We start from the raw sequence: 20,396 nt of genomic DNA, 5'->3' as shown, positions 1-20,396 counted from the left end.
TAAAGTTAGCAAGCTTTTATTAGAAAGGATGATCCAGATGGATAAACCGATTGATAAAGCAAAAAGACTCGATGCGTCTCCTGAAGCTTCCCGAGAGGCGATGGTTATATGGGAAAACTATCGTTTTACGGTTTTAACGAACCGGCTGATTCGTTTAGAATACGATCCAGCACGATCATTTGAGGATCGTGCAACACAGACGGTCCTAAACAGAAACTTTCCTGTACCTGAATTCGAATTAAAAGAATCGGAAGAATATATTGAAATCATTACATCTTTCGTGCACATCATTTTCCAAAAAGAAAAAGGCGGGTTTACCAAGCATAATTTTCGTGCTGAAGCATTAGGGAATTATAGTTTGTATCATTCGACTTGGTATTATGGAGAAGACGTTGAAACATTGAAAGGGACTGCCCGCACACTCGATTTTTCGGATGGGGAGATCGAATTAGAGGAAGGATTAATGAATAAAAACGGCTATGCCATTTTTGACGATAGTCGTTCAATGATTTTGAACGGCAATGGTTGGGTAGACGAACGCAAAAAAGATATTGTTGATATGTATTTCTTTGGACATGGACGTGATTACTTCAGTGTACTTCGGGATTACTACCAACTAACAGGATCCCCGCCACTTCTTCCGCGCTACACTCTCGGAAACTGGTGGAGCCGCTACTATCCGTATTCTCAAGAAGAATATAAAAAGTTGATCTATCAATTTGAGAAAAATGGCTATCCGTTTTCAGTGGCGGTTCTAGATATGGACTGGCATGTGACAGATGTTCCACCTGAATACGGAAGTGGATGGACTGGATATACATGGAATACTGATTTATTTCCAGAACCAGAAGAGTTTTTGTCGTGGTTGAAAAAGAAGGGACTACGGACAACGCTAAACTTACATCCTGCAAATGGTGTGCAACCGTATGAAGCAGCTTATGAAGAAATGGCTGAAGAACTAGGTGTCGATAGTGCAAATGAAGATCCTATTCAATTCGATATTGCTGACCCTGATTTCATGGATGCTTACTTTCGCTTTCTTCATCATCCACATGAAAAAATAGGTGTAGACTTCTGGTGGATCGATTGGCAACAAGGATCGATAACGAAAGTAGAAGGATTGGATCCGCTTTGGATGTTAAATCATTACCATTATTTGGATTTAACGCGCAATGGACAGCGCGGATTGATATTCTCACGTTATGCAGGACTAGGATCGCATCGCTATCCTATCGGTTTTTCCGGGGACACTGTCTCCTCTTGGGATACATTAGCATTCCAACCGTACTTTACAGCCACTGCATCTAATGTTGGCTATGGTTGGTGGAGTCATGACATTGGTGGACACATGTCTGGTACGAAAGATGATGAATTGTATGTCAGATGGGTCCAATTTGGAGTTTTTTCTCCCATCAATCGTCTGCATAGCCAAAATGGAGATTTTAGTGGGAAAGAACCTTGGCGATATGGACCAAATGCACAAACTATTGTGCGGGAATTCTTACGCTTACGGCATCAATTGGTTCCTTATTTATATACAATGAATGTATTAAACCATACGGATAATTTACCTTTGATGCGCCCAATGTATTATCATCACCCTTGGACGGATGAAGCCTATCAGGTAGAAAATCAATATTATTTTGGGACACAGCTGATTGTGGCACCGATCACGAAACCGATAAATAAACAAGCAAAAATGGCTCACGTAAAAATGTGGCTACCGGAAGGACTGTGGTTAGATTTCTTCAACGGAAGAGTTTATGAGGGTGACCGTAAACTAGATATGTTCCGTCCGTTAGATACGATTCCTGTGCTGGCTAAAACTGGAGCGATCGTGCCCATGAACCATTCATATGAGAATGCATTGACTAATCCTAAAAAGATGGATATTCGGATTTTTGCCGGATCAAATGGAAGCTTCTCTTTGATAGAAGATGATGGGGGCGGACAAGATCCAGAAAAAGCAATCACACGAATAAGCATGAAGTGGCATGGAGAAGAGGAATTCGCCACGATCCATATTTCTGCCCCTGAAGGGGATCTCTCTTCTCTACCAGTAAAACGGAAGTTCAAACTTTCGCTGGTCGGGTTTAAAATAAGTGAAGATCCTATTGTCTGGGTGGAAGAAGAAGAAGTTCCTGTGACGATCACTCGCCACGAAGGAGTGTATACTTTAGAAATACCGGAGATGCCAGTAGAAACAGACTATACGATCCAGTTAAATAAAACGCGGATGTGTAGAAATGATTACCGTAGAGATTTGTATGAGTTTCTTGATCAAGCCCAGCTATCGATCGCACTAAAAGAAAAAATATATTCGGCCATCAGGAAAGCAACGACAAGTTCTCGGGCAATTTCTGCACTGATCGCTCTTGATTTACATCCAGTTATTTTAGAAGCCATCACAGAAATCATTTGGGCAAATCCAGATGATATATACGAATGAAAAAAGGCAAGAGGAACGGAATTGGACGAGGAGAGTGAATCAATGCGGAGTGAAAACTCGTCTGTTTTAAAGAAGAAAAAAGAGAGAAGGAAATTTTGAGTTTTTTTCTTATCGAAATGGAAAAGAGGCTGTCTAGTAAACATGGTAAAATTAATTTTCTTTGATATTGATGGAACATTGGTCACACAGCAAAATAAAATTCCTTCTTCAACGAAAAAGGCTATACGACAATTGAAAGAAAAAGGGATCGTTCCTATCATTGCGACGGGAAGAGCACCCGTGTTGTTAGAGGAAATCAGAAAAGAATTGGAAATCGATAGCTTTGTGGCAATGAATGGCCAGTATATTATGTTAGAGGGGAAAGTCTTTTACAAAAATCCTCTAGAATATGAAACGGTAGATAAACTTGTCCAATTCGCAGCTATAGAAAAAGATGGAGTAGTTTTATGTACAGAAGATGAAATTCTTGGAAACTCTATTGCTCAAATTATGCGCCGTGGCTCATTGTTAAAAGTCTTGAGAGGAATAGGTGAATTCATTCCCGGGACAATCATTTTTCAAATTGCACGTAAAGTTCGCCATAGAGCGGTAAAAGAAGAGATTTACAGAGATAAAACCATTTATCAAGTTATTATTCAGGCTCAGGAAGAAAAAGATGCTCATTATCGCTCCAAATTCCCTGATCTTCATTTTACACGTGCAAATCGGTTTGGCATGGATGTGATCTCGGAAGGTATGTCAAAAGCAGCAGCAATCGAAAAAATATTGACTGTGTATTCGGTCACTTCAGATGAAACAGTAGCTTTTGGTGATGGACTGAATGATGTAGAAATGCTGAAATTTGTAGGTAGAGGTGTTGCTATGGGGAATGGGCATGAAGCAGCTAAAAATGCAGCATATTTAACTGCCGATACAGCCAACAATGATGGGATTTATAAAGCGCTAAAAGAATTGAAAATTCTATGACAAAACCAAGAAGGGCCGTTTTTCCCTTCTTGGTTTTGTGCTATAATGGGTAGGTATGACATAAAATGGATAAATAAACAGCCGAAAGAATCTAGGAGGCAAAAACTTGGAAGCTAAAGAAACATTTTATATTACCACTCCGATTTATTATCCAAGTGGAAAATTGCACATTGGAAATGCCTATACAACTATTGCATGTGACGTGATGGCACGTTATAAACGCTTGATGGGTTTTGATGTGTTTTATTTAACAGGGACAGATGAACATGGACAAAAAATTGAACAAAAAGCGCAAGAATTAAATGTTTCTCCTCAAGAATATGTGGATCAAATGGCTAAGGATATTCAAAAGTTGTGGAAAACACTTGATATCAGTAATGATGCCTTTATTCGCACGACGGATAAACAACACGAAGAAGTTGTTGCGAAAGTATTTCAGCGTTTGCTGAAACAGGGAGATATCTATCTAGGCGAATACGAGGGATGGTATTCCGTTCCGGATGAAACTTTTTATACAGAAACACAATTGGAAGATGTCCAAAGAGACGAAGAAGGAAATGTCACTGGCGGAAAATCTCCAGACAGTGGACATCCCGTCGAACTTATAAAAGAAGAATCTTATTTCTTTAAAATGAGTAAGTATGCTGACCGTTTAGTTCAGTATTATGATGAACATCCAGACTTTATTCAACCTGAATCCCGCAAAAATGAAATGCTAAATAATTTTATCAGACCAGGTTTGGAAGATATGGCCGTTTCTCGGACCACGTTCAAGTGGGGAGTAACAGTTCCGGATAATCCCAAGCATGTCATTTATGTATGGATCGATGCGGTATTGAATTATATTACGGCTTTAGGATATGGAACTGACAATGACGATTTATTCAAAACCTATTGGCCAGCTGATGTTCAAATGGTCGGTAAAGAAATCGTTCGGTTCCACACGATCATTTGGCCGGTAGTTTTGATGGCTTTAGATCTTCCGTTACCTAAAAAAGTATTTGGACATGGTTGGTTATTGATGAAAGATGGCAAGATGTCGAAATCTAAAGGGAACGTTGTCTATCCTGAGATGCTTGTCGAACGCTATGGACTAGATGCTTTGCGTTATTATTTGATGCGCGAAGTACCGTTTGGAAGTGATGGTGTCTTTACACCGGAAGATTTTGTTGCGCGTATCAATTATGATTTAGCGAATGACCTTGGTAATTTGTTGAACCGTACGATCGCAATGATGAACAAATACGTAGACGGGACCGTTCCTGCTTATCAAGGGAATGTGACGAAGTTTGACCACGAATTAAGTGAATTAGCAAAAAATACAGTAACAGAGTACGAAGAAAAAATGGAAGCTATGCAATTCAGTTCTGCTTTAGCGGCTATCTGGGCCTATGTTTCCCGTACAAATAAATATATCGATGAAACACAACCATGGGTACTAGCCAAAGAGGAAGAACAAGCAGACCAATTAAATAGTGTTTTGTATCATCTGGCTGAAAGTTTACGATTAGTGGCTACATTGCTGCAGCCTTTTACTACACAAGCACCTGTTGAAATGGCCAAACAATTAGGTTTGACGAATGATGATTTAGCAGCGTGGAAATTAGCGTTCGGTAGTTTCCCTGAAGGGGCCCAAGTGATCAAAAAAGGAACACCTATTTTCCCTCGATTAGATAAAGAGGAAGAAGTCGCTTATATCAAAGAGCAAATGGGAGGCAATACAGTGGAAGAAGTCTGGGATCCTGAAGAAACGGAATTAGTTTCTGAAAAAGAAAAACAAATCAAATACGATGTATTTGACCGCATGGAGTTAAAAGTGGCAGAAGTTATTGATTGCCAACCCGTAGAGAATGCAGACAAGCTACTGAACTTCCGTTTGGATGCAGGGGATAAAGGACAACGTCAAATTCTATCCGGAGTAGCTGAATGGTATCCTGATCCAGCAGAATTGATCGGAAAGAAAGTAATCATTGTCGCAAATTTAAAACCGCGTAAAATGCGGGGAGAAATCAGCCAGGGAATGATCTTGTCGGCTGAAGATGCTGAAGGAAATCTTCAAATTATAGAAGCACCGAAAAATATGCCAAACGGTTCGTCTGTTGCGTAAAAAACTACAGGGATTATTTGGAACAAGCTTCTCCTGTTACTGAGCAGTAGAATCCAATAAACAGACGGAGCTAGGACTATCCTGGCTCTTTCTGTTTATCACGAAAGGAATGAGCGAATGTTATTTGACACACATACTCACCTCAATGTTCCGCAGTTGTTTCCAGAAGCGGCAACGCTTATTGAACATGCCAAAGAGTTGCAAGTCAGTCGGATGGCAGTAGTAGGGTTTGATACGGAAACAATTGAAAAGAGTTTAGAATTGAGCAATACGTATGATTCTATTTATAGTATTATTGGATGGCATCCTACTGAGGCCGCAACGTATACAGATAAAATAGAAGAACAGCTGGTCACCCAACTGCAATTACCAAAAGTCGTCGCAATGGGTGAAATGGGTCTTGATTATTATTGGGATTCAGCCCCCAAATCGGTACAACACGATGTATTCAGAAGACAAATGCGTGTAGCAAAGGAGCTAAAACTTCCTGTCAGCATTCACATGCGTGAAGCTACGGAAGATACCTATCGTATCTTAAAAGAGGAACATGTAGAAGATATGGGCGGTATCATGCATAGTTTTAATGTAGACACATACTGGATGGAAGCTTTTTTAGACTTAGGTATGCACATTTCGCTGAATGGCATTGTTACGTTTAAAAATGCACCCGAAGTCAAGGAAGTAGCCAAGGCAGTCCCAAAAGACAAATTACTGATTGAAACCGATGCTCCTTACTTGACCCCGGCACCTTATCGTGGAAGAAGAAATGAACCGGCATATGTTCGTTATGTGGCTGAAGAAATTGCTCGTTTACGCGAAGTTTCTTTAGAAGAAATAGGAAAGCAAACGACGGAAAATGCTTTGAAACTATTCACGAAAGCAAAATAAAAAAGAGGTATCCAGTTGAAAAAGATAAAAGAAATAATCGTCGTTGAAGGACGCGATGATACAAAAAAAATAAAGCAATTTTTTGAAGCAGACACGATTGAAACACGGGGATCAGCTATAGACAATGGCATACTCCATTTAATTGAAAAAGCGCAAGGGCAAAGGGGTGTCATCGTCTTCACGGATCCTGATTTTCCCGGCGAGAAAATCCGCAAAATTATTTCTCAGGCGGTCCCGGGTGTCAAACATGCATTTTTATCCCAAGCGGAAGCTCGTCCGAAGCATAAAGGAAGTTTAGGTATCGAACATGCTTCTAAAAAGGCTATTGAAAAGGCACTAGAGGGTGTTTATCAAGAAGAAATAGCGGGAGAAACAGCTGATCGTATTACGAAAGGTTTTCTCCTGAGAAAAGGGTTAACAGGGCAACCAAACTCCAAAGAGAGACGGATACGATTGGGAGATTTTTTGCGAATCGGCTATGTAAATGGGAAACAGTTAGAGAAGCGGCTAAATATGTTTGGATTTAAAGAAGTAGACGTCTGTGAGGCGTTGCATGCAATTGACGCTAGGGACGAAGCGGATAAGGAAAGAGAATAAAGGAGAAATCTATGGGAGAAAAATTTATTTCAACACCTAGCCGTACAAAAGAAATCTTAGAAAAGTATAGTTTGGGTGCAAAAAAAAGTTTGGGGCAAAATTTTATTGTGGATACGAATATTCTCAATAAAATCGTTCGAACCGGAAATGTAGACAAACAGACGAATGTGATCGAAGTCGGGCCAGGCATAGGTGCCTTAACGGAACAGTTGGCGATTCACGGCAAGCATGTGCTGGCATTTGAAATCGACGAACGTTTGCTGACTGTCTTGGAGGATACGTTATCCCCCTATCAAAATGTGACTGTGATCCATGATGATATCTTAAAAGCTGACATCAAGGAAACTGTGGCACGGGAATTGCCCGATGCAAAACGGTTAGTGGTCATCGCAAATCTGCCTTATTATGTCACGACGCCTATTTTATTTGAATTTCTGTACGCAGACCTACCTATTGATGAAATGGTCTTTATGATGCAAAAAGAAGTGGCTCAACGGATCACAGCTAAACCGGGGACAAAAGCCTACGGGTCATTATCCATTGCTGTTCAGTATTATATGGAGGCGGCGGTCGCTTTTACGGTGCCCAAAACGGTTTTTAATCCGATGCCCAATGTGGAATCGGCAATTGTCCATCTAACAAAGAGAGATGTCCCACCCGTTTTATTATCTGAACCTCCTGTATTCTTTCAGTTAGTAAGAAATGCATTCGTTCAAAGAAGAAAAACGATCTGGAACAATTTACAAGCTGCCTATGGTAAAGATACAGAAACGAAAGATAAGATGGTCCTTGCTCTAGAGGAAGCAGAGATAGATCCTTCTCGCCGTGGAGAAACTTTGACGATTGAAGAATTCGGTAAATTGGCCAATGCCTTTGCTAAACGGGACATTAGCGCACTAAATCAAAAAAATAAGGAAAATTTATTCACCGGGTCGGTCATTTTATATTGATGTGCACTTTTTTTTGTGCTATACTTTAATTTTTCTGAAATGTATGGTATACTAAGTTCATAATCTGTGAGGTGAAGACTAACGATGCCAATTACATTACAATCAATAAAACATCAGCTCGATACAATGTTGGGTAAAGAGATAATGTTAACAGCGCAAACCGGTCGGAAAAAGAAAACAGAACGAAAAGGAATATTAACCGAAACTTATCCTGCAGTGTTCGTTGTGAAACTTAATCAAGATGAGAATTCTTTTGAACGAGTTTCTTACAGTTACACAGACGTATTGACACATTCCGTTGAAATTGAATTCATTTAACTAAAAATTTAGAAGAGAATAACGCGAGGTCGTGACCTCTGCGTTATTTTTTTTTGCTTAATTCGCTGGGGTGATTGGGGTGCTGAACCTAAAAAAATGGCAAAATTCCCAACATCGGGGTCGCCCTGTTAGTGATCAAGCTGCGAATACAAAATAAAAAAACAATCTATTTTTCAAAGGTATCTCTTTTCTTTCACCCAAAGACTCGCTATAGTGAAGATAAGAAGAAAAAAGGAAGGATCAAAATGGAAATAATCGAAAAAGCACCTGCGAAAATCAATTTGTCTTTAGACGTATTGAGTAAGCGTTCGGATGGGTTTCATGAGATGGAAATGATTATGACTTCAATCGACTTAGCAGATTGGCTTACTTTTACACTACAAGAAGAGGGTACGATACAATTAACTTCAGATAGCAGCTTTATGCCGCACGATGAACGAAATATAGTTTTTCAAACGGCTTTGTTAGTGAAAAACCGGTTTAAAATAACACAGGGCGTATCTATCCATATTGAAAAACATATCCCGATTGCTGCGGGTCTAGGTGGAGGAAGTAGTGACGCTGCAGCTACATTAAGAGGGCTAAATCGTCTGTGGGAGATGGATCTTTCACTTGATCAGCTGGCAGAACTGGGAGAAGAAATTGGTTCAGATGTCCCTTTTTGTGTGTATGGAAAAACGGCTTATGCTACAGGTCGGGGTGAAAAAATCGAATTAATAGAAAATATTCCTCCTTGTTGGGTAGTGTTAGTCAAACCCCATAAAGGACTATCCAGTTGGAAAGTTTTTGAAAACTTAGAAGTGGAAAAACTGCCGCATTTTGATACACAAGCAATTTTAGAGGCCATTGAAGCACAAAGTTATACTGATTTAGTTAAACGTGCCGGCAATGCTCTAGAAGGGATATCGGTTCTTCAACAACCTAAAATTGAAAAGATAAAGGAAAGAATGTTGAAATTTGGTGCTGATACAGCGTTGATGAGTGGAACGGGGCCAACCATTTATGGGTTATGCAAACATCATTCACGAGCAAAACGTGTTGTGAATGGGCTAAAAGGATTTTGTGATGAAGTCTACCTAGTTCGGACACTGAAATAGGTGATGAGCAGAAAAACATGTGCGACTTCCCTTATGGTGGGCAGTTTATAATCTGCATACCATTAGGGAAGTCTTTCTTTTTATTGAATAGTTAAGAATCAACTGTTGACGGAAAGAGGAAAGGCATGCTACACTAGAATTCGTAAATCGTAATCGTTACGATTTAGACAGAAAAATAGATAAATGCCAAAGGAGAACAGAATGAAAAATAATAAAAGTCTTAAATTAGTTTTAAGTATTTCTGCGGGAATGATCCTAGCGGGCTGTGGTGCACAATCCGAAGATGATGAAATTGAAAACGGAGTGGATTCAGAAGACAAATTAGAAGTCATGACAACTTTTTATCCTGTGTACGAATTTTCGAAACAAGTCGCAGGCGATTTGGCTGATGTATCTTTAATGATCAGTGCAGGAACGGATTCACACGGATTTGAACCCAGTGCACAAGATGTGGCAAAATTAAATCAAGTAGATTTATTTATTTACAGTAGTCCATATATGGAAACATGGGTAGAAGATACTTTAACAGCGATCGAATCAGAAGAGGTTATTGTTGTTGAAGCTTCTGAGTCCATTGAATTAAAAGAAATGTCCGGAACAAACTTGCTCGATGAGGATGAGCACGATCACGAAGAAGAAGAAGCAGATGAACATAACCACACGTTTGATCCGCATGTTTGGTTAGACCCCGTGCTCGCCAAAGAGATGGTCCAAACGATCGAAGCTGGTTTCATTGAAGCCGATCCAGAAAACGAAGCTATTTACGAGAAACAAGCAGCTACTTTTATTGATGAATTAGAAACAGTGCATCAAGAGTTTGAAACGACTTTAAGTGATCTAGATAATAACACGTTTGTGACGCAACACGATGCATATGGCTATTTAGCTGCACGTTATGGGTTAAAACAAGTATCTATTTCAGGATTGTCTACCGAGATAGAACCAGATCCCTCTCGTATAGCTGAGATAAGCGAATATATTCGTCAAGAAGATGTGACAACGGTCTTTTATAATAAAAACACGGCCTCCACAACTGCCGAAACAGTTGCACAAGAAGCAGGTGTAAAAGCAGAAGGATTGCATTCATTAGAAGGTGTAACAGACGCTGAAAGAGAAGCAGGAATGGATTATTTGAGTATCATGCGCGAAAACTTGGCTGCCTTGAGTCAATTAAATGAATAATAGAGGAGAAAGAAGGGAAATACATGCATTATATTGAAGTTGATGATTTATCCTTTCATTTCGAAGATGAACCCGTACTTCAAAATATATCCTTTACGGTCGATCCAAGTGAATTTGTAATGCTGACAGGTGAAAATGGCGCAGCCAAAAGCACTCTGTTAAGAAACATACTCGGTTTATTAAAACCGACTAAAGGAAACGTTCACCTAGCTACTAGAAATGAAGCAGGAGAAAAACTGATCATCGGGTATATCCCGCAGCAAGTTGCATCTTTTAATGCGGGATTTCCAAGTACAGTATTAGAATTGGTGCGCTCTGGACGTTATCCAAGAGGGAAATGGTTCAAGCGTTTAGACAAAGAAGATGAAATCCATGTAGAAAAAGCTTTGAAATCTGTGGGCATGTGGGAAATGCGACACAAAAAAATCGGCGAACTTTCGGGAGGACAAAAACAGCGCATATCGATTGCGCGTGTTTTTGCTACCGATCCTGATTTATTCGTATTAGATGAGCCGACTACGGGGATGGATCGACAATCGAGAGAAGAATTTTATCAATTACTGAAACACAATAGTGAAGTTCATAAAAAAGGTATTCTCATGGTGACACACGATCATGACGAAATCAAAAAATATGCCGATAAACAAATTCAATTGGTGAGAAAGGAGGGGTCACCGTGGAGATGTTTCTCTATGGATTCATGCAGCGAGCATTCCAAGCATCCCTGCTGATTTCACTGGCAGCTCCCATACTTGGACTGTTCTTGATTTTACGTAGACAATCCTTGATGGCAGATACTCTTTCTCACGTTTCTCTTGCTGGGGTAGCCCTAGGTTTCCTCTTAGGGGTCAATCCCACATTGACTACTTTATTGGTCGTAGCAATCATTGCTGTTTTACTTGAATACTTGAGACTGATTTATAAAACATATTCCGAAGTAGGAATCGCCATGCTGATGGCTGGTGGTATGGCTGTCGCACTCGTTTTAATGAGTCTGAATGAAGGAGGCTCTACTGTCAGCATCCAACAATATTTATTCGGTTCGATCGTCACGATCACATCATTACAAGTATATATGATAGCCGGTTTGACGAGCCTCATTCTGCTGTTATATATTTTCTTTAGAAAACCAATGTACGTGTTGACGTTTGATGAAGAAGCAGCATTTACTTCAGGATTACCTATAAAATGGATGTCCATTTTATTTAATTTGTTGACAGGGTTGACGATTGCTTTGATCATGCCGATTCTCGGCGCATTACTTGTCTCAGCGATCCTGATTCTTCCGGCAGCGATCTCCTTGCGCTTAAGTAAAAGCTTCACAGGGGTCATCCTTTATGGAATTGGAATTTCCTTGATCGGGATGTTCTCAGGGCTTGTCGTCTCTTACTATTATGGAACACCTCCAGGTGCCACCATCGCGCTTATTTTTATTGGTATTTTTATATTTGTGACCGTATTTAAACAGTTTGCAAGTAAGAAAGCATAAGCACAGAATAGAAATCAGAAAAAACACGGACTTCTTTGCACTTTTTAAAGAAGTCCGTGTTTTTTTAAAATATATATGGAAGCAGTTTCTTATCGTGCAGAGCTGAATTGGCGAAATATAAAGAGGAAATACGAACGTTCTGTTAAAGTTGGTGGCAAATGTCTGTTACTTTTGCCCTTAAAAGCGTATAATTAGAAATGAAAGAATCCGTATGCACAAATGTGAATCAAAAAGTAGAAGAGGTGAACTAGGTGAAATATAAACGAAGTGAACGAATGATCGATATGACATACTATTTACTTGAACATCCCCATACATTGATTCCTTTGACATTGTTCTCAGAACGATATGAAGCAGCGAAATCTTCAATTAGTGAGGATTTAACGATTATTAAAGGAACGTTTAAGGAACAACATATCGGACTGATCGAAACCGTTCCTGGTGCTACAGGAGGAGTCCGCTACATCCCACAAGTGAGTGAAAAAGATGCAGAAGAATTTATCTTATGGCTTTGTGAAAAACTATCTGATTCGGAAAGACTGTTACCAGGTGGCTATGTTTTCTTATCCGACTTGTTAGGCTCGCCGGAAGTATTGAAACCGTTAGGGAAAATCATTGCCAGTCAATTTATTGATCAAAAGGTCGATGCAGTAATGACCGTAGCAACAAAAGGAATTCCTATCGCACAAACAGTAGCGAATTATTTAAATGTTCCGTTTGTTATCGTGCGCAAAGACTCTAAAATAACAGAGGGAGCTACCGTAAGTGTGAATTACGTGTCCGGTTCTTCTCAGCGTGTAGAAAAAATGGAGCTTTCACGTAGAAGTTTGAAAAAAGGTGCCCGTGTGGTCATTGTGGATGACTTTATGAAAGGCGGCGGTACTTTAAATGGTATGCGTAGTTTAATTGAAGAATTTGAAGCTGAGCTAGTTGGAGCCACAGTATTTGCAGAAAGTGTGTTTCACGGTAAGCGGGCAGTACACAATTATCGCTCGCTATTATTGATCGAAGATGTCAGCGTGGCGGATAAAACGATCCAAGTGAAACCGGGGAATTTTTTACAAAAAGAACCAGAGTAAAGAGATGCATGATTTCGGTGTGATTGGTCTTGAAAAGAGCATCGGTGTGGGCTATTATTAAAAGAGTTTGAGTGAGAAATTTCGTAAAAAAAAAGTAAGGAGAATTAGATGAATCCAAAATATGCCGTAGTTCTTGCAGCTGGTCAAGGAACGCGAATGAAATCAAAATTGTATAAAGTCCTTCACCCCGTTGCTGGAAAGCCAATGGTGGGACATGTAGTGGATCAAGCAGAAGAGGCTAAGATGGACCGAATTGTGACAGTGGTCGGTGTCGGCGCGGAGAAAGTACAAGAGTACTTAGGCGAGCGTTCTGAATATGTTATACAGGAAGAACAATTAGGGACGGCTCACGCGGTGATGCAAGCAAAAGAGCAACTGGCTGACAAACAAGGAACTACGCTTGTTATATGCGGAGATACTCCTTTACTAACAGCCGATACATTGAATCAACTAGCCATGCACCATGAAATGAACAAAGCGAAAGCAACGGTCCTCACTGCATATGCACAAGACCCTACAGGATATGGAAGAGTTATCCGAGGAGAATCGGGGGCAGTGGAAAAAATCGTTGAGCAAAAAGATGCGTCAACAGAAGAAGCTGCTGTAAAAGAAATAAATACAGGAACGTATTGCTTTGACAATGAAGCATTGTTTGCAACGTTAGAAAAAGTTGGAAATGAGAATGCACAAGGAGAGTATTATCTCCCGGATGTAATCGAAATCCTGAAAAATGAGGGCGGTATAGTCTCCGCTTATCAATTGGAAAATAAAGAAGAAGCGCTTGGTGTAAATGATCGTGTGGCATTAGCTGAAGCGAATCGAGTAATGCGGGCCCGAATCAACCATGCGCATATGAAAAATGGTGTGTCCATTATAGATCCAGTAGCAACCTACATCGAAAGAGATGTACAAATCGGTGCAGATACTGTGATCGAGCCAAATGTTTATTTAAAAGGAAAGACTCTTATCGGAGAAGATTGCTTCATTGGTGCACACTCTGTTATTCGTGATAGTCGTATTGCCAATGGTGTGTCCATTACTAGCTCCACAATTGAAGAATCTACCATAGCAAATGGATCAGACATTGGTCCAAATAGTCATTTACGTCCGGGTTCAGATTTAAAAGAGGACGTCCATATAGGAAATTATGTAGAAATCAAGAAAGCTAGCATCGGGAAAAACACCAAAATCGGTCATTTAACTTATGTGGGCGATGCAGAATTGGGTGAGAATATCAATGTTGGCTGTGGAACTGTCTTTGTGAATTATGATGGAAAAGATAAGCATAAAGCCATTGTGAAAGATAATTCTTTTATTGGATGCAATACAAATTTAATTGCTCCTGTAACAGTCGAAGAGAACACTTATATTGCAGCAGGTTCAACAATCACAGATAACGTACCTTCGAAAGCCTTAGCTATCGCACGTGCAAGACAAGTGAATAAAGAAGATTATTTCAAAAATATGCCACATAAATGAGAATAAATGGAAAAATTTTTGTGAACTATTGCTTTTTTTCACAATCTTGCATAGGATAAAAGGTAGTATGAATTAATTAAAAAAGGACATGGAGGACATCATGACACAAAATTATTCCGATCCAAAATTGAAGTTGTTTGCACTTAGCTCAAATAGACCTTTAGCAGAGGAAATTGCAAAAGACGTAGGTGTCGAATTAGGGGATGTTGCAGTAACTAAATTTAGTGATGGAGAAATACGTATTAACATCGAAGAAAGTATTCGTGGAGATCATGTGTATGTTATCCAATCGACATCAGCACCAGTCAATGACAACTTGATGGAAACATTGATCATGATTGACGCCTTAAAACGTGCTAGCGCCAAAACAATTAATGTAGTTATTCCTTATTATGGTTATGCTCGTCAAGATAGGAAAGCACGCTCAAGAGAACCTATTACAGCGAAATTAGTAGCTAATATGCTTACTGCTGCAGGAGCGCATAGGATTCTCACACTTGACTTACACGCTTCTCAGATTCAGGGGTTTTTCGATATCCCAGTGGATCATTTACTTGGGGCCTCTCTATTAGCTAACTACTTTTTAGATAACGGATTGTGTGGAGATGATGTGGTTGTAGTTTCTCCAGATCATGGTGGAGTAACACGGGCACGTAAAATGGCTGAATTTTTAAAATCATCTATCGCTATTATCGATAAGAGAAGGCCAAAAGCAAATGTATCGGAAGTCATGAACATTGTTGGAAATGTTGAAGGGAAAACTTGTGTATTGATCGATGATATGATTGATACTGCTGGAACGATAACTTTAGCAGCAAATGCATTGAAGGATGCAGGGGCTAAACACGTTTATGCTTGTGGAACACATCCTGTATTGTCAGGACCAGCTATTGAACGATTAGAAAATTCAGCAATTGAAAAACTGATCGTTACAGATTCAATCTATCTTCCTGAAGAAAAGCAGATTGACAAAATTCTTCAAGTCAGTGTTGGAGAACTACTAGGTGATGCGATCAAGCGAATTCATGAAAATAAATCTGTAAGTCCGCTATTTGAAAAGAAATTTGTGGCTCATTCAGAAGAAACTATAGAATAAATGTAAACTAAGTTAGAGCTCGCTTTCTGCAGAAGGCGAGCTTATTTACAAATGGAGAATGCCTATGTTTGAAAAAATTAAAAAGCAGCTCGAACTCGTCAAAATACTCGATATTATAATCGTAGTGACGTTGATGGTTGCCTCTTTTATTCCTCATATTGTATACGGGGTGCAGTCTCGATCCATTGGAGAAGAAGCACGTATTATTGCAATCGTTTCTATTGACGGTGAAGAAGTATACAGTGTGGAATTGTCGGAAGATACTGTGCATGAAGAGTTCACGCTTTACCCGTCAAAAGACCAATATAACGTGATCGAGGTAGATGGAACACGCATACGAAATAAAGAAGACAACAGTCCAGACCAATTGGGTGTAAGAAAAGGCTGGATAAGTCGACCTGGAGATACGGCGGTAGTCCTTCCACATCGATTGATTATAGAAATAAAAGCCATCAATTCAGAAGAAAGCCCTGAAGAAGAGGTAATTATTCCTTTATAGAAAATGACCGGGAGATCCCAGCCAAATACAAAACGGCTAATCCTCGGTCTATTTCGCTTTACATAGAATAAATAGGACAGAACAATACTGAAGGGGGAACTGGGGATGAGTAATGGAAGAGACTCTCGATTCAAACGAAAAACTTTTAAAGAGAAGGGCGGTCCCACATCGAGTAGTCAGCGCTCTAGCCAAATGATAAACAGAAGGATCAGGGATTCGAGAACAAAAAACTCTAAGCAAGTGTCCCCCCCAAAACTGATAAGATACAAAGAAATTTTTGAAAAAACAGGCATGGGAGCCTGGGAGTGGAACGTAGAGACTGGAAAATCTTTTTATAATGAAGGCTGGGCCCAGCTCATTGGCTATTCATTAGATGAGTTCCCAGATATATCCATTCACACCTTTTATCAGTTTCTGCATCCGCAAGATAAGGATCGCGTTCAACAAAAATTGAAGAACGTTTTTGAGAAAAAAGAGGGCGTCTATGAAATAGAAATTCGGATGCAACACAAAAAAGGACATTGGATATGGATCGAGGACCGCGGAATTGTTGTCGAGTGGTCAGAAAATGGAGACCCGCTATTGATGTTCGGGACGCATCGAGATATCACACATTTAAGAGAAGTAGAAAAGGAAGCCCAAAGAGAAAGTAAGGAATATCAGCTATTGATCGAAAATACGTATGATTTAGTTTATCGGATATCTTCTAATGGAGAAGTGAAATTTGTTTCTCCAAGATGGGAAAAAGTCATCGATTCTAATCTTGTAAAAGCAGAAAAAGTGTATTTTTCGGATTTTATTCATCCAAAAGATAAAATAAAAGTCCAAGGTTCTTTTCAAAAACTTCTGGCAAGTAAGAAGAAACAGGAAGTAGTCAACTTTCGATTGAAAACACTAAATGAAAAATGGAAGTGGTTCACTACGAAAGCTGAACCTGTCCTGGACGAAAATGAGAAGGTCATCGAGATAATTGGCGTAGTACACGATGTAAACGAGATTTACGAATCCAATCTGCAAATAAAGAAGCACAAGCAAGAACTCGAAAGATTTTTTTCGGTCACAATGGATCTATTTGCTATTTCTGATGAAAATGGAAATATTCTAAAGGCCAATCCAACGTGGAAGAAAATTTTGGGATATAAAGAAGAGGACTTATTAGGGAAGTCTTTTATGCAGTTTATAGTGGATGAAGATAAAGAAGAAACCAAAAAAATCATTGCTGGTTTAAAAACAAAAAGAAAGGGATCTTTCATAAATCACTACCATTCAAAAAAAAGGGGAATTCGTTCGATCGAATGGAAAGCAAGTACCCATGACAATAAGATATTTGCTTCCGGTAGAGACATCACAGATCAAGAGAAGCGGAAAAAAGATATTGACTACCTAAGTTCACACGATATGTTAACCGGATTATACAACCGCCGTTTCTTTAGTGAAAAATTAAAAGAGTGGAATAAAAAGAACTGTTTTCCGCTTTCAATTATTTACTTTGATTTGAATGGATTGAAATTCACTAATGATGTCTTTGGTCATCAAAAAGGAGACGAACTGTTAATTGCGATCGCAAAAATCATTCATGATCGTGCTGGAGATAGAGGCATATTTTGCCGCTATGGAGGAGATGAGTTTGCGTTACTGCTTCCAAATACTTCTAAGCAAGAAACTGCCAAACTAATGATGGACATTGAGGACGAATGCAATTCGTTATCACGGTTCCCGATATATTTATCGGTTGCTATCGGTGCGGCTACAAAGACTAGTTCGAAGCAAAATATTCAAGCAGTTATGAATCGGGCGGATCAGCAAATGTACATGAACAAGCTGACTAGTCGAAAACAACTGATTCAAAGGATACACACAGATATCTTTTCCCCATTCAAGGATGGGAAAGAAGAAGCCCATATGCACGGTCAACGGATGGGGAAACTAGCGGTCGCAATGGCTATCGATTTACAATGGACTGTTGATGAAATTGAGAATTTAGAGAAAGCAGCTCTCTTTCACGATATCGGTAAAATAGTCCTTCCTGAAAAACAAAAACTGTCGAGGGAACAATCTAATGAGTGGTTGAAAAAGCATACTGTTTCAGGGTTTACATTGATAAAAAATATAGATGAGTATTTACCTTTTGCTAAATGGGTATTGTATCATCATGAATATATAGATGGATCAGGTAACCCGGAAGGATTGATAGGAGAAGAAATCCCACTTGCTTCAAGAATTCTAAGCTTACTTGAATTTTATATAGAATCGCTAGAATCAGGAAAAACAGCGGAGGAAGTCCAAAACCTGCTAATGAACCAAGCAGGAATAAAATTTGATGCAGACTTAGTGAAACGATTAGTACGGATAGAAATGCAAAAAATAAACCAAGAGTGAACTAGGGAATTTTACTTCCATTGTTCATCCTTGGTTTTTTTTAGGACAAGAAATTTATATACTGTATATGATTAGTGAAATAGAGTCCATCTGATTTTTAGAATGTCATTAGATTAAATAGGAAGCAAGTCACTGAGTTCTGTATTTCTTTCTGCAACAGCTTTGATAGCACTTCTCAAAGTATCAGCAGAATGAGCCATTCGATCTTTTTCTGCATCATTTAGAGGGATTTCAATAACTTTTTCCATACCATTTCTTCCAATAATTGCCGGAGTTCCAATGTATATATTTTCTTCACCATACTCTCCTTGTAAATAAACAGAGAGAGGGAGCACCGCATTTTCGTTGTTTAAGATTGCACGTGTGATCCTTGCTAAAGAAACACCGATTCCATAAAAAGTAGCTCCCTTTTTCTCTATGATTCTATAGGCTGCATCACGTACAGAAAAATAAATATCAACAAGGGCTTCTTCATTGATTTCAGGATTGTTTCGAATCCATTCAGTGATATTCAGACCAGCAATATTCGCATGGGACCAGACGAGAAATTCTGTATCGCCATGTTCGCCTAATATATATCCGTGAACATTTCGAACATCTACGTTTAATAACTTAGCTAATTCATGACGGAAACGGGCGCTGTCCAATGAAGTTCCCGAGCCAATTACGCGATTGGAAGGAAGACCAGAATATTTCCATACTGCATAAGTTAAAATATCTACAGGGTTACTAGCAACTAAAAAGATTCCATCAAATCCACTTTCCATAACCTTTTTGGTAATTTGTTTAGTAATCAATAAATTTTTTTCAGTTAAGTCTAGACGAGTTTCACCAGGTTTTTGAGCAGCACCTGCAGTTAAAACAACTAGGTCTGCGTCATGGCAATCTTCATATTCAGCGGCATACAATTTCTTGGGAGCAGTAAAAGCTAATGCACTATTTAAGTCCATCACGTCGCCCTCGACCCTATCTCGATTGACGTCGATAATGCCCAATTCTTGACCGATATTTTGATTAACTAATGAATAAGCATAGCTAGAACCAACTGCACCATCCCCAATTAATATGATCTTTTGATGTTTGCGATTTTTCTGAAGTTCCATTGTAGTTCCTCCTTTATTCTGACAAATATAGTATACTCCATTTTTAGAGAATCAAAAAGGCAAAATCATTTATTTTCTGAAAATTTCTTGAAAATTAAAAATCATCAGTACAACGGGCAATCAACTCGATTATCTTTTCAGGTTGACGGCGAGTTTCAAGATTGATTACGTGTTTATAAACAACTGTCCCTTGGTGTTCTTCAATTAATTGAGATAGTTGGTCTAAGGACTTAGCTCCACCCATCCAAGCAAAAGGTAGGTATTCCGTAATAAATATACCAGCTTTTTTCTTCTTTAATGAAGGCATTTTAGTCAAGTATGCTATCATGATCGGTGAAAGAGATAATCCCTTTACTGGAGCTCCAAAAATCAAGCAATCGTAAAGTGAAGGATCAGGTGTGTGATTTAGTTCGATCGGTTCATTTCCCTGTGCATTTTTATTTTTTGTAGTGATCACTTCCAATGTCACATGGTGATTGTTTTTTTCTAATACTTGTTTATATAGATTGGCAACGTCTAATGTGTTTCCACTATATGACTGAATGATCATTCCAATATGCATTCGTATACACCCCGTTTACTATTAGGAACCGGACCACTGTTTGTTTCTTTATTTCGTTGACTGTATTTTCTCATAAATATCAAATTTCTGCTATTCTAAACTCTTTCAGTCTTGAAAAGAAACTTGCTCAAAAGAATGAAAAATGAGAAAATGAGA

At 39.1% G+C, this 20,396-nt stretch carries 18 protein-coding genes; 16 read left to right on the top strand and 2 right to left on the bottom strand.

The genetic code is table 11. The annotated features are described in order from the left end of the window. The first annotated feature begins 37 nt into the window (after positions 1-37). From H626_RS0103100 to H626_RS0103025, 16 genes are all read left to right on the top strand, one after another. Complete coding sequence (locus H626_RS0103100; protein WP_035618429.1) at positions 38-2,449, top strand: glycoside hydrolase family 31 protein; 2,412 nt, start codon at positions 38-40, stop codon at positions 2,447-2,449. Between the two features lie 141 nt (positions 2,450-2,590). Further along, a complete protein-coding gene (locus H626_RS0103095; RefSeq protein ID WP_027108038.1) occupies positions 2,591-3,415 on the top strand; it encodes a Cof-type HAD-IIB family hydrolase in 825 nt (274 codons plus the stop codon). Between the two features lie 106 nt (positions 3,416-3,521). Continuing rightward, on the top strand, positions 3,522-5,522 hold the full coding sequence (gene metG / locus H626_RS0103090) for a methionine--tRNA ligase (RefSeq protein ID WP_027108037.1): 2,001 nt from the start codon (positions 3,522-3,524) through the stop codon (positions 5,520-5,522). A gap of 117 nt (positions 5,523-5,639) precedes the next feature. Next, positions 5,640-6,410, top strand: coding sequence for a TatD family hydrolase (locus H626_RS0103085; RefSeq protein ID WP_027108036.1), 771 nt, complete (start codon positions 5,640-5,642; stop codon positions 6,408-6,410). Between the two features lie 15 nt (positions 6,411-6,425). After that, on the top strand, positions 6,426-7,007 hold the full coding sequence (gene rnmV, locus H626_RS0103080; RefSeq protein ID WP_027108035.1) for a ribonuclease M5: 582 nt from the start codon (positions 6,426-6,428) through the stop codon (positions 7,005-7,007). 11 nt (positions 7,008-7,018) lie between these two features. Beyond that, positions 7,019-7,957, top strand: coding sequence for a 16S rRNA (adenine(1518)-N(6)/adenine(1519)-N(6))-dimethyltransferase RsmA (gene rsmA / locus H626_RS10485; protein ID WP_051237748.1), 939 nt, complete (start codon positions 7,019-7,021; stop codon positions 7,955-7,957). An 84-nt stretch (positions 7,958-8,041) separates the two neighbouring features. Beyond that, entirely contained in the window at positions 8,042-8,275 is a 234-nt protein-coding gene (locus H626_RS0103070; protein ID WP_027108034.1) for a Veg family protein, read from the top strand. 245 nt (positions 8,276-8,520) lie between these two features. Further along, positions 8,521-9,372 (top strand): 4-(cytidine 5'-diphospho)-2-C-methyl-D-erythritol kinase, encoded by an 852-nt coding sequence (gene ispE, locus H626_RS0103065; RefSeq protein WP_027108033.1) that lies wholly within the window; start codon positions 8,521-8,523, stop codon positions 9,370-9,372. Positions 9,373-9,573: 201 nt separating this feature from the next. Then, positions 9,574-10,554 (top strand): metal ABC transporter solute-binding protein, Zn/Mn family, encoded by a 981-nt coding sequence (locus H626_RS0103060; RefSeq protein WP_027108032.1) that lies wholly within the window; start codon positions 9,574-9,576, stop codon positions 10,552-10,554. 23 nt (positions 10,555-10,577) lie between these two features. Beyond that, on the top strand, positions 10,578-11,285 hold the full coding sequence (locus H626_RS0103055) for a metal ABC transporter ATP-binding protein (protein ID WP_027108031.1): 708 nt from the start codon (positions 10,578-10,580) through the stop codon (positions 11,283-11,285). Then, complete coding sequence (locus tag H626_RS0103050) at positions 11,231-12,043, top strand: metal ABC transporter permease (RefSeq protein WP_027108030.1); 813 nt, start codon at positions 11,231-11,233, stop codon at positions 12,041-12,043. The genes H626_RS0103055 and H626_RS0103050 overlap by 55 nt, the downstream gene beginning before the upstream one ends. Before the next feature lie 251 nt (positions 12,044-12,294). Then, complete coding sequence (gene purR, locus H626_RS0103045) at positions 12,295-13,122, top strand: pur operon repressor (RefSeq protein ID WP_027108029.1); 828 nt, start codon at positions 12,295-12,297, stop codon at positions 13,120-13,122. A 108-nt stretch (positions 13,123-13,230) separates the two neighbouring features. Next, positions 13,231-14,601, top strand: coding sequence for a bifunctional UDP-N-acetylglucosamine diphosphorylase/glucosamine-1-phosphate N-acetyltransferase GlmU (gene glmU, locus H626_RS0103040; protein WP_027108028.1), 1,371 nt, complete (start codon positions 13,231-13,233; stop codon positions 14,599-14,601). A 100-nt stretch (positions 14,602-14,701) separates the two neighbouring features. Further along, positions 14,702-15,697, top strand: coding sequence for a ribose-phosphate diphosphokinase (locus H626_RS0103035; RefSeq protein ID WP_027108027.1), 996 nt, complete (start codon positions 14,702-14,704; stop codon positions 15,695-15,697). 64 nt (positions 15,698-15,761) lie between these two features. Next, positions 15,762-16,196, top strand: coding sequence for a NusG domain II-containing protein (locus H626_RS0103030; protein WP_027108026.1), 435 nt, complete (start codon positions 15,762-15,764; stop codon positions 16,194-16,196). Between the two features lie 105 nt (positions 16,197-16,301). Beyond that, complete coding sequence (locus tag H626_RS0103025; RefSeq protein WP_027108025.1) at positions 16,302-18,575, top strand: PAS domain-containing protein; 2,274 nt, start codon at positions 16,302-16,304, stop codon at positions 18,573-18,575. A gap of 113 nt (positions 18,576-18,688) precedes the next feature. On the opposite strand, the gene H626_RS0103020 is transcribed toward H626_RS0103025, so the two are convergent. Beyond that, the gene (locus H626_RS0103020; RefSeq protein ID WP_027108024.1) at positions 18,689-19,678 is read right to left on the bottom strand and encodes an L-lactate dehydrogenase; all 990 of its coding nucleotides are present in this window, start codon (positions 19,676-19,678) and stop codon (positions 18,689-18,691) included. A gap of 94 nt (positions 19,679-19,772) precedes the next feature. After that, on the bottom strand, positions 19,773-20,240 hold the full coding sequence (locus H626_RS0103015; RefSeq protein WP_027108023.1) for a flavodoxin family protein: 468 nt from the start codon (positions 20,238-20,240) through the stop codon (positions 19,773-19,775). Between the last annotated feature and the right edge of the window lie 156 nt (positions 20,241-20,396).

The sequence above is a fragment of the Lacticigenium naphthae DSM 19658 genome (assembly GCF_000425865.1).
GTDB classification, from domain to species: Bacteria; Bacillota; Bacilli; order Lactobacillales; family Carnobacteriaceae_A; genus Lacticigenium; species Lacticigenium naphthae.
Note: the sequence above shows the minus strand (reverse complement) of the source record. Positions and strands in the feature narration are given on the sequence as shown.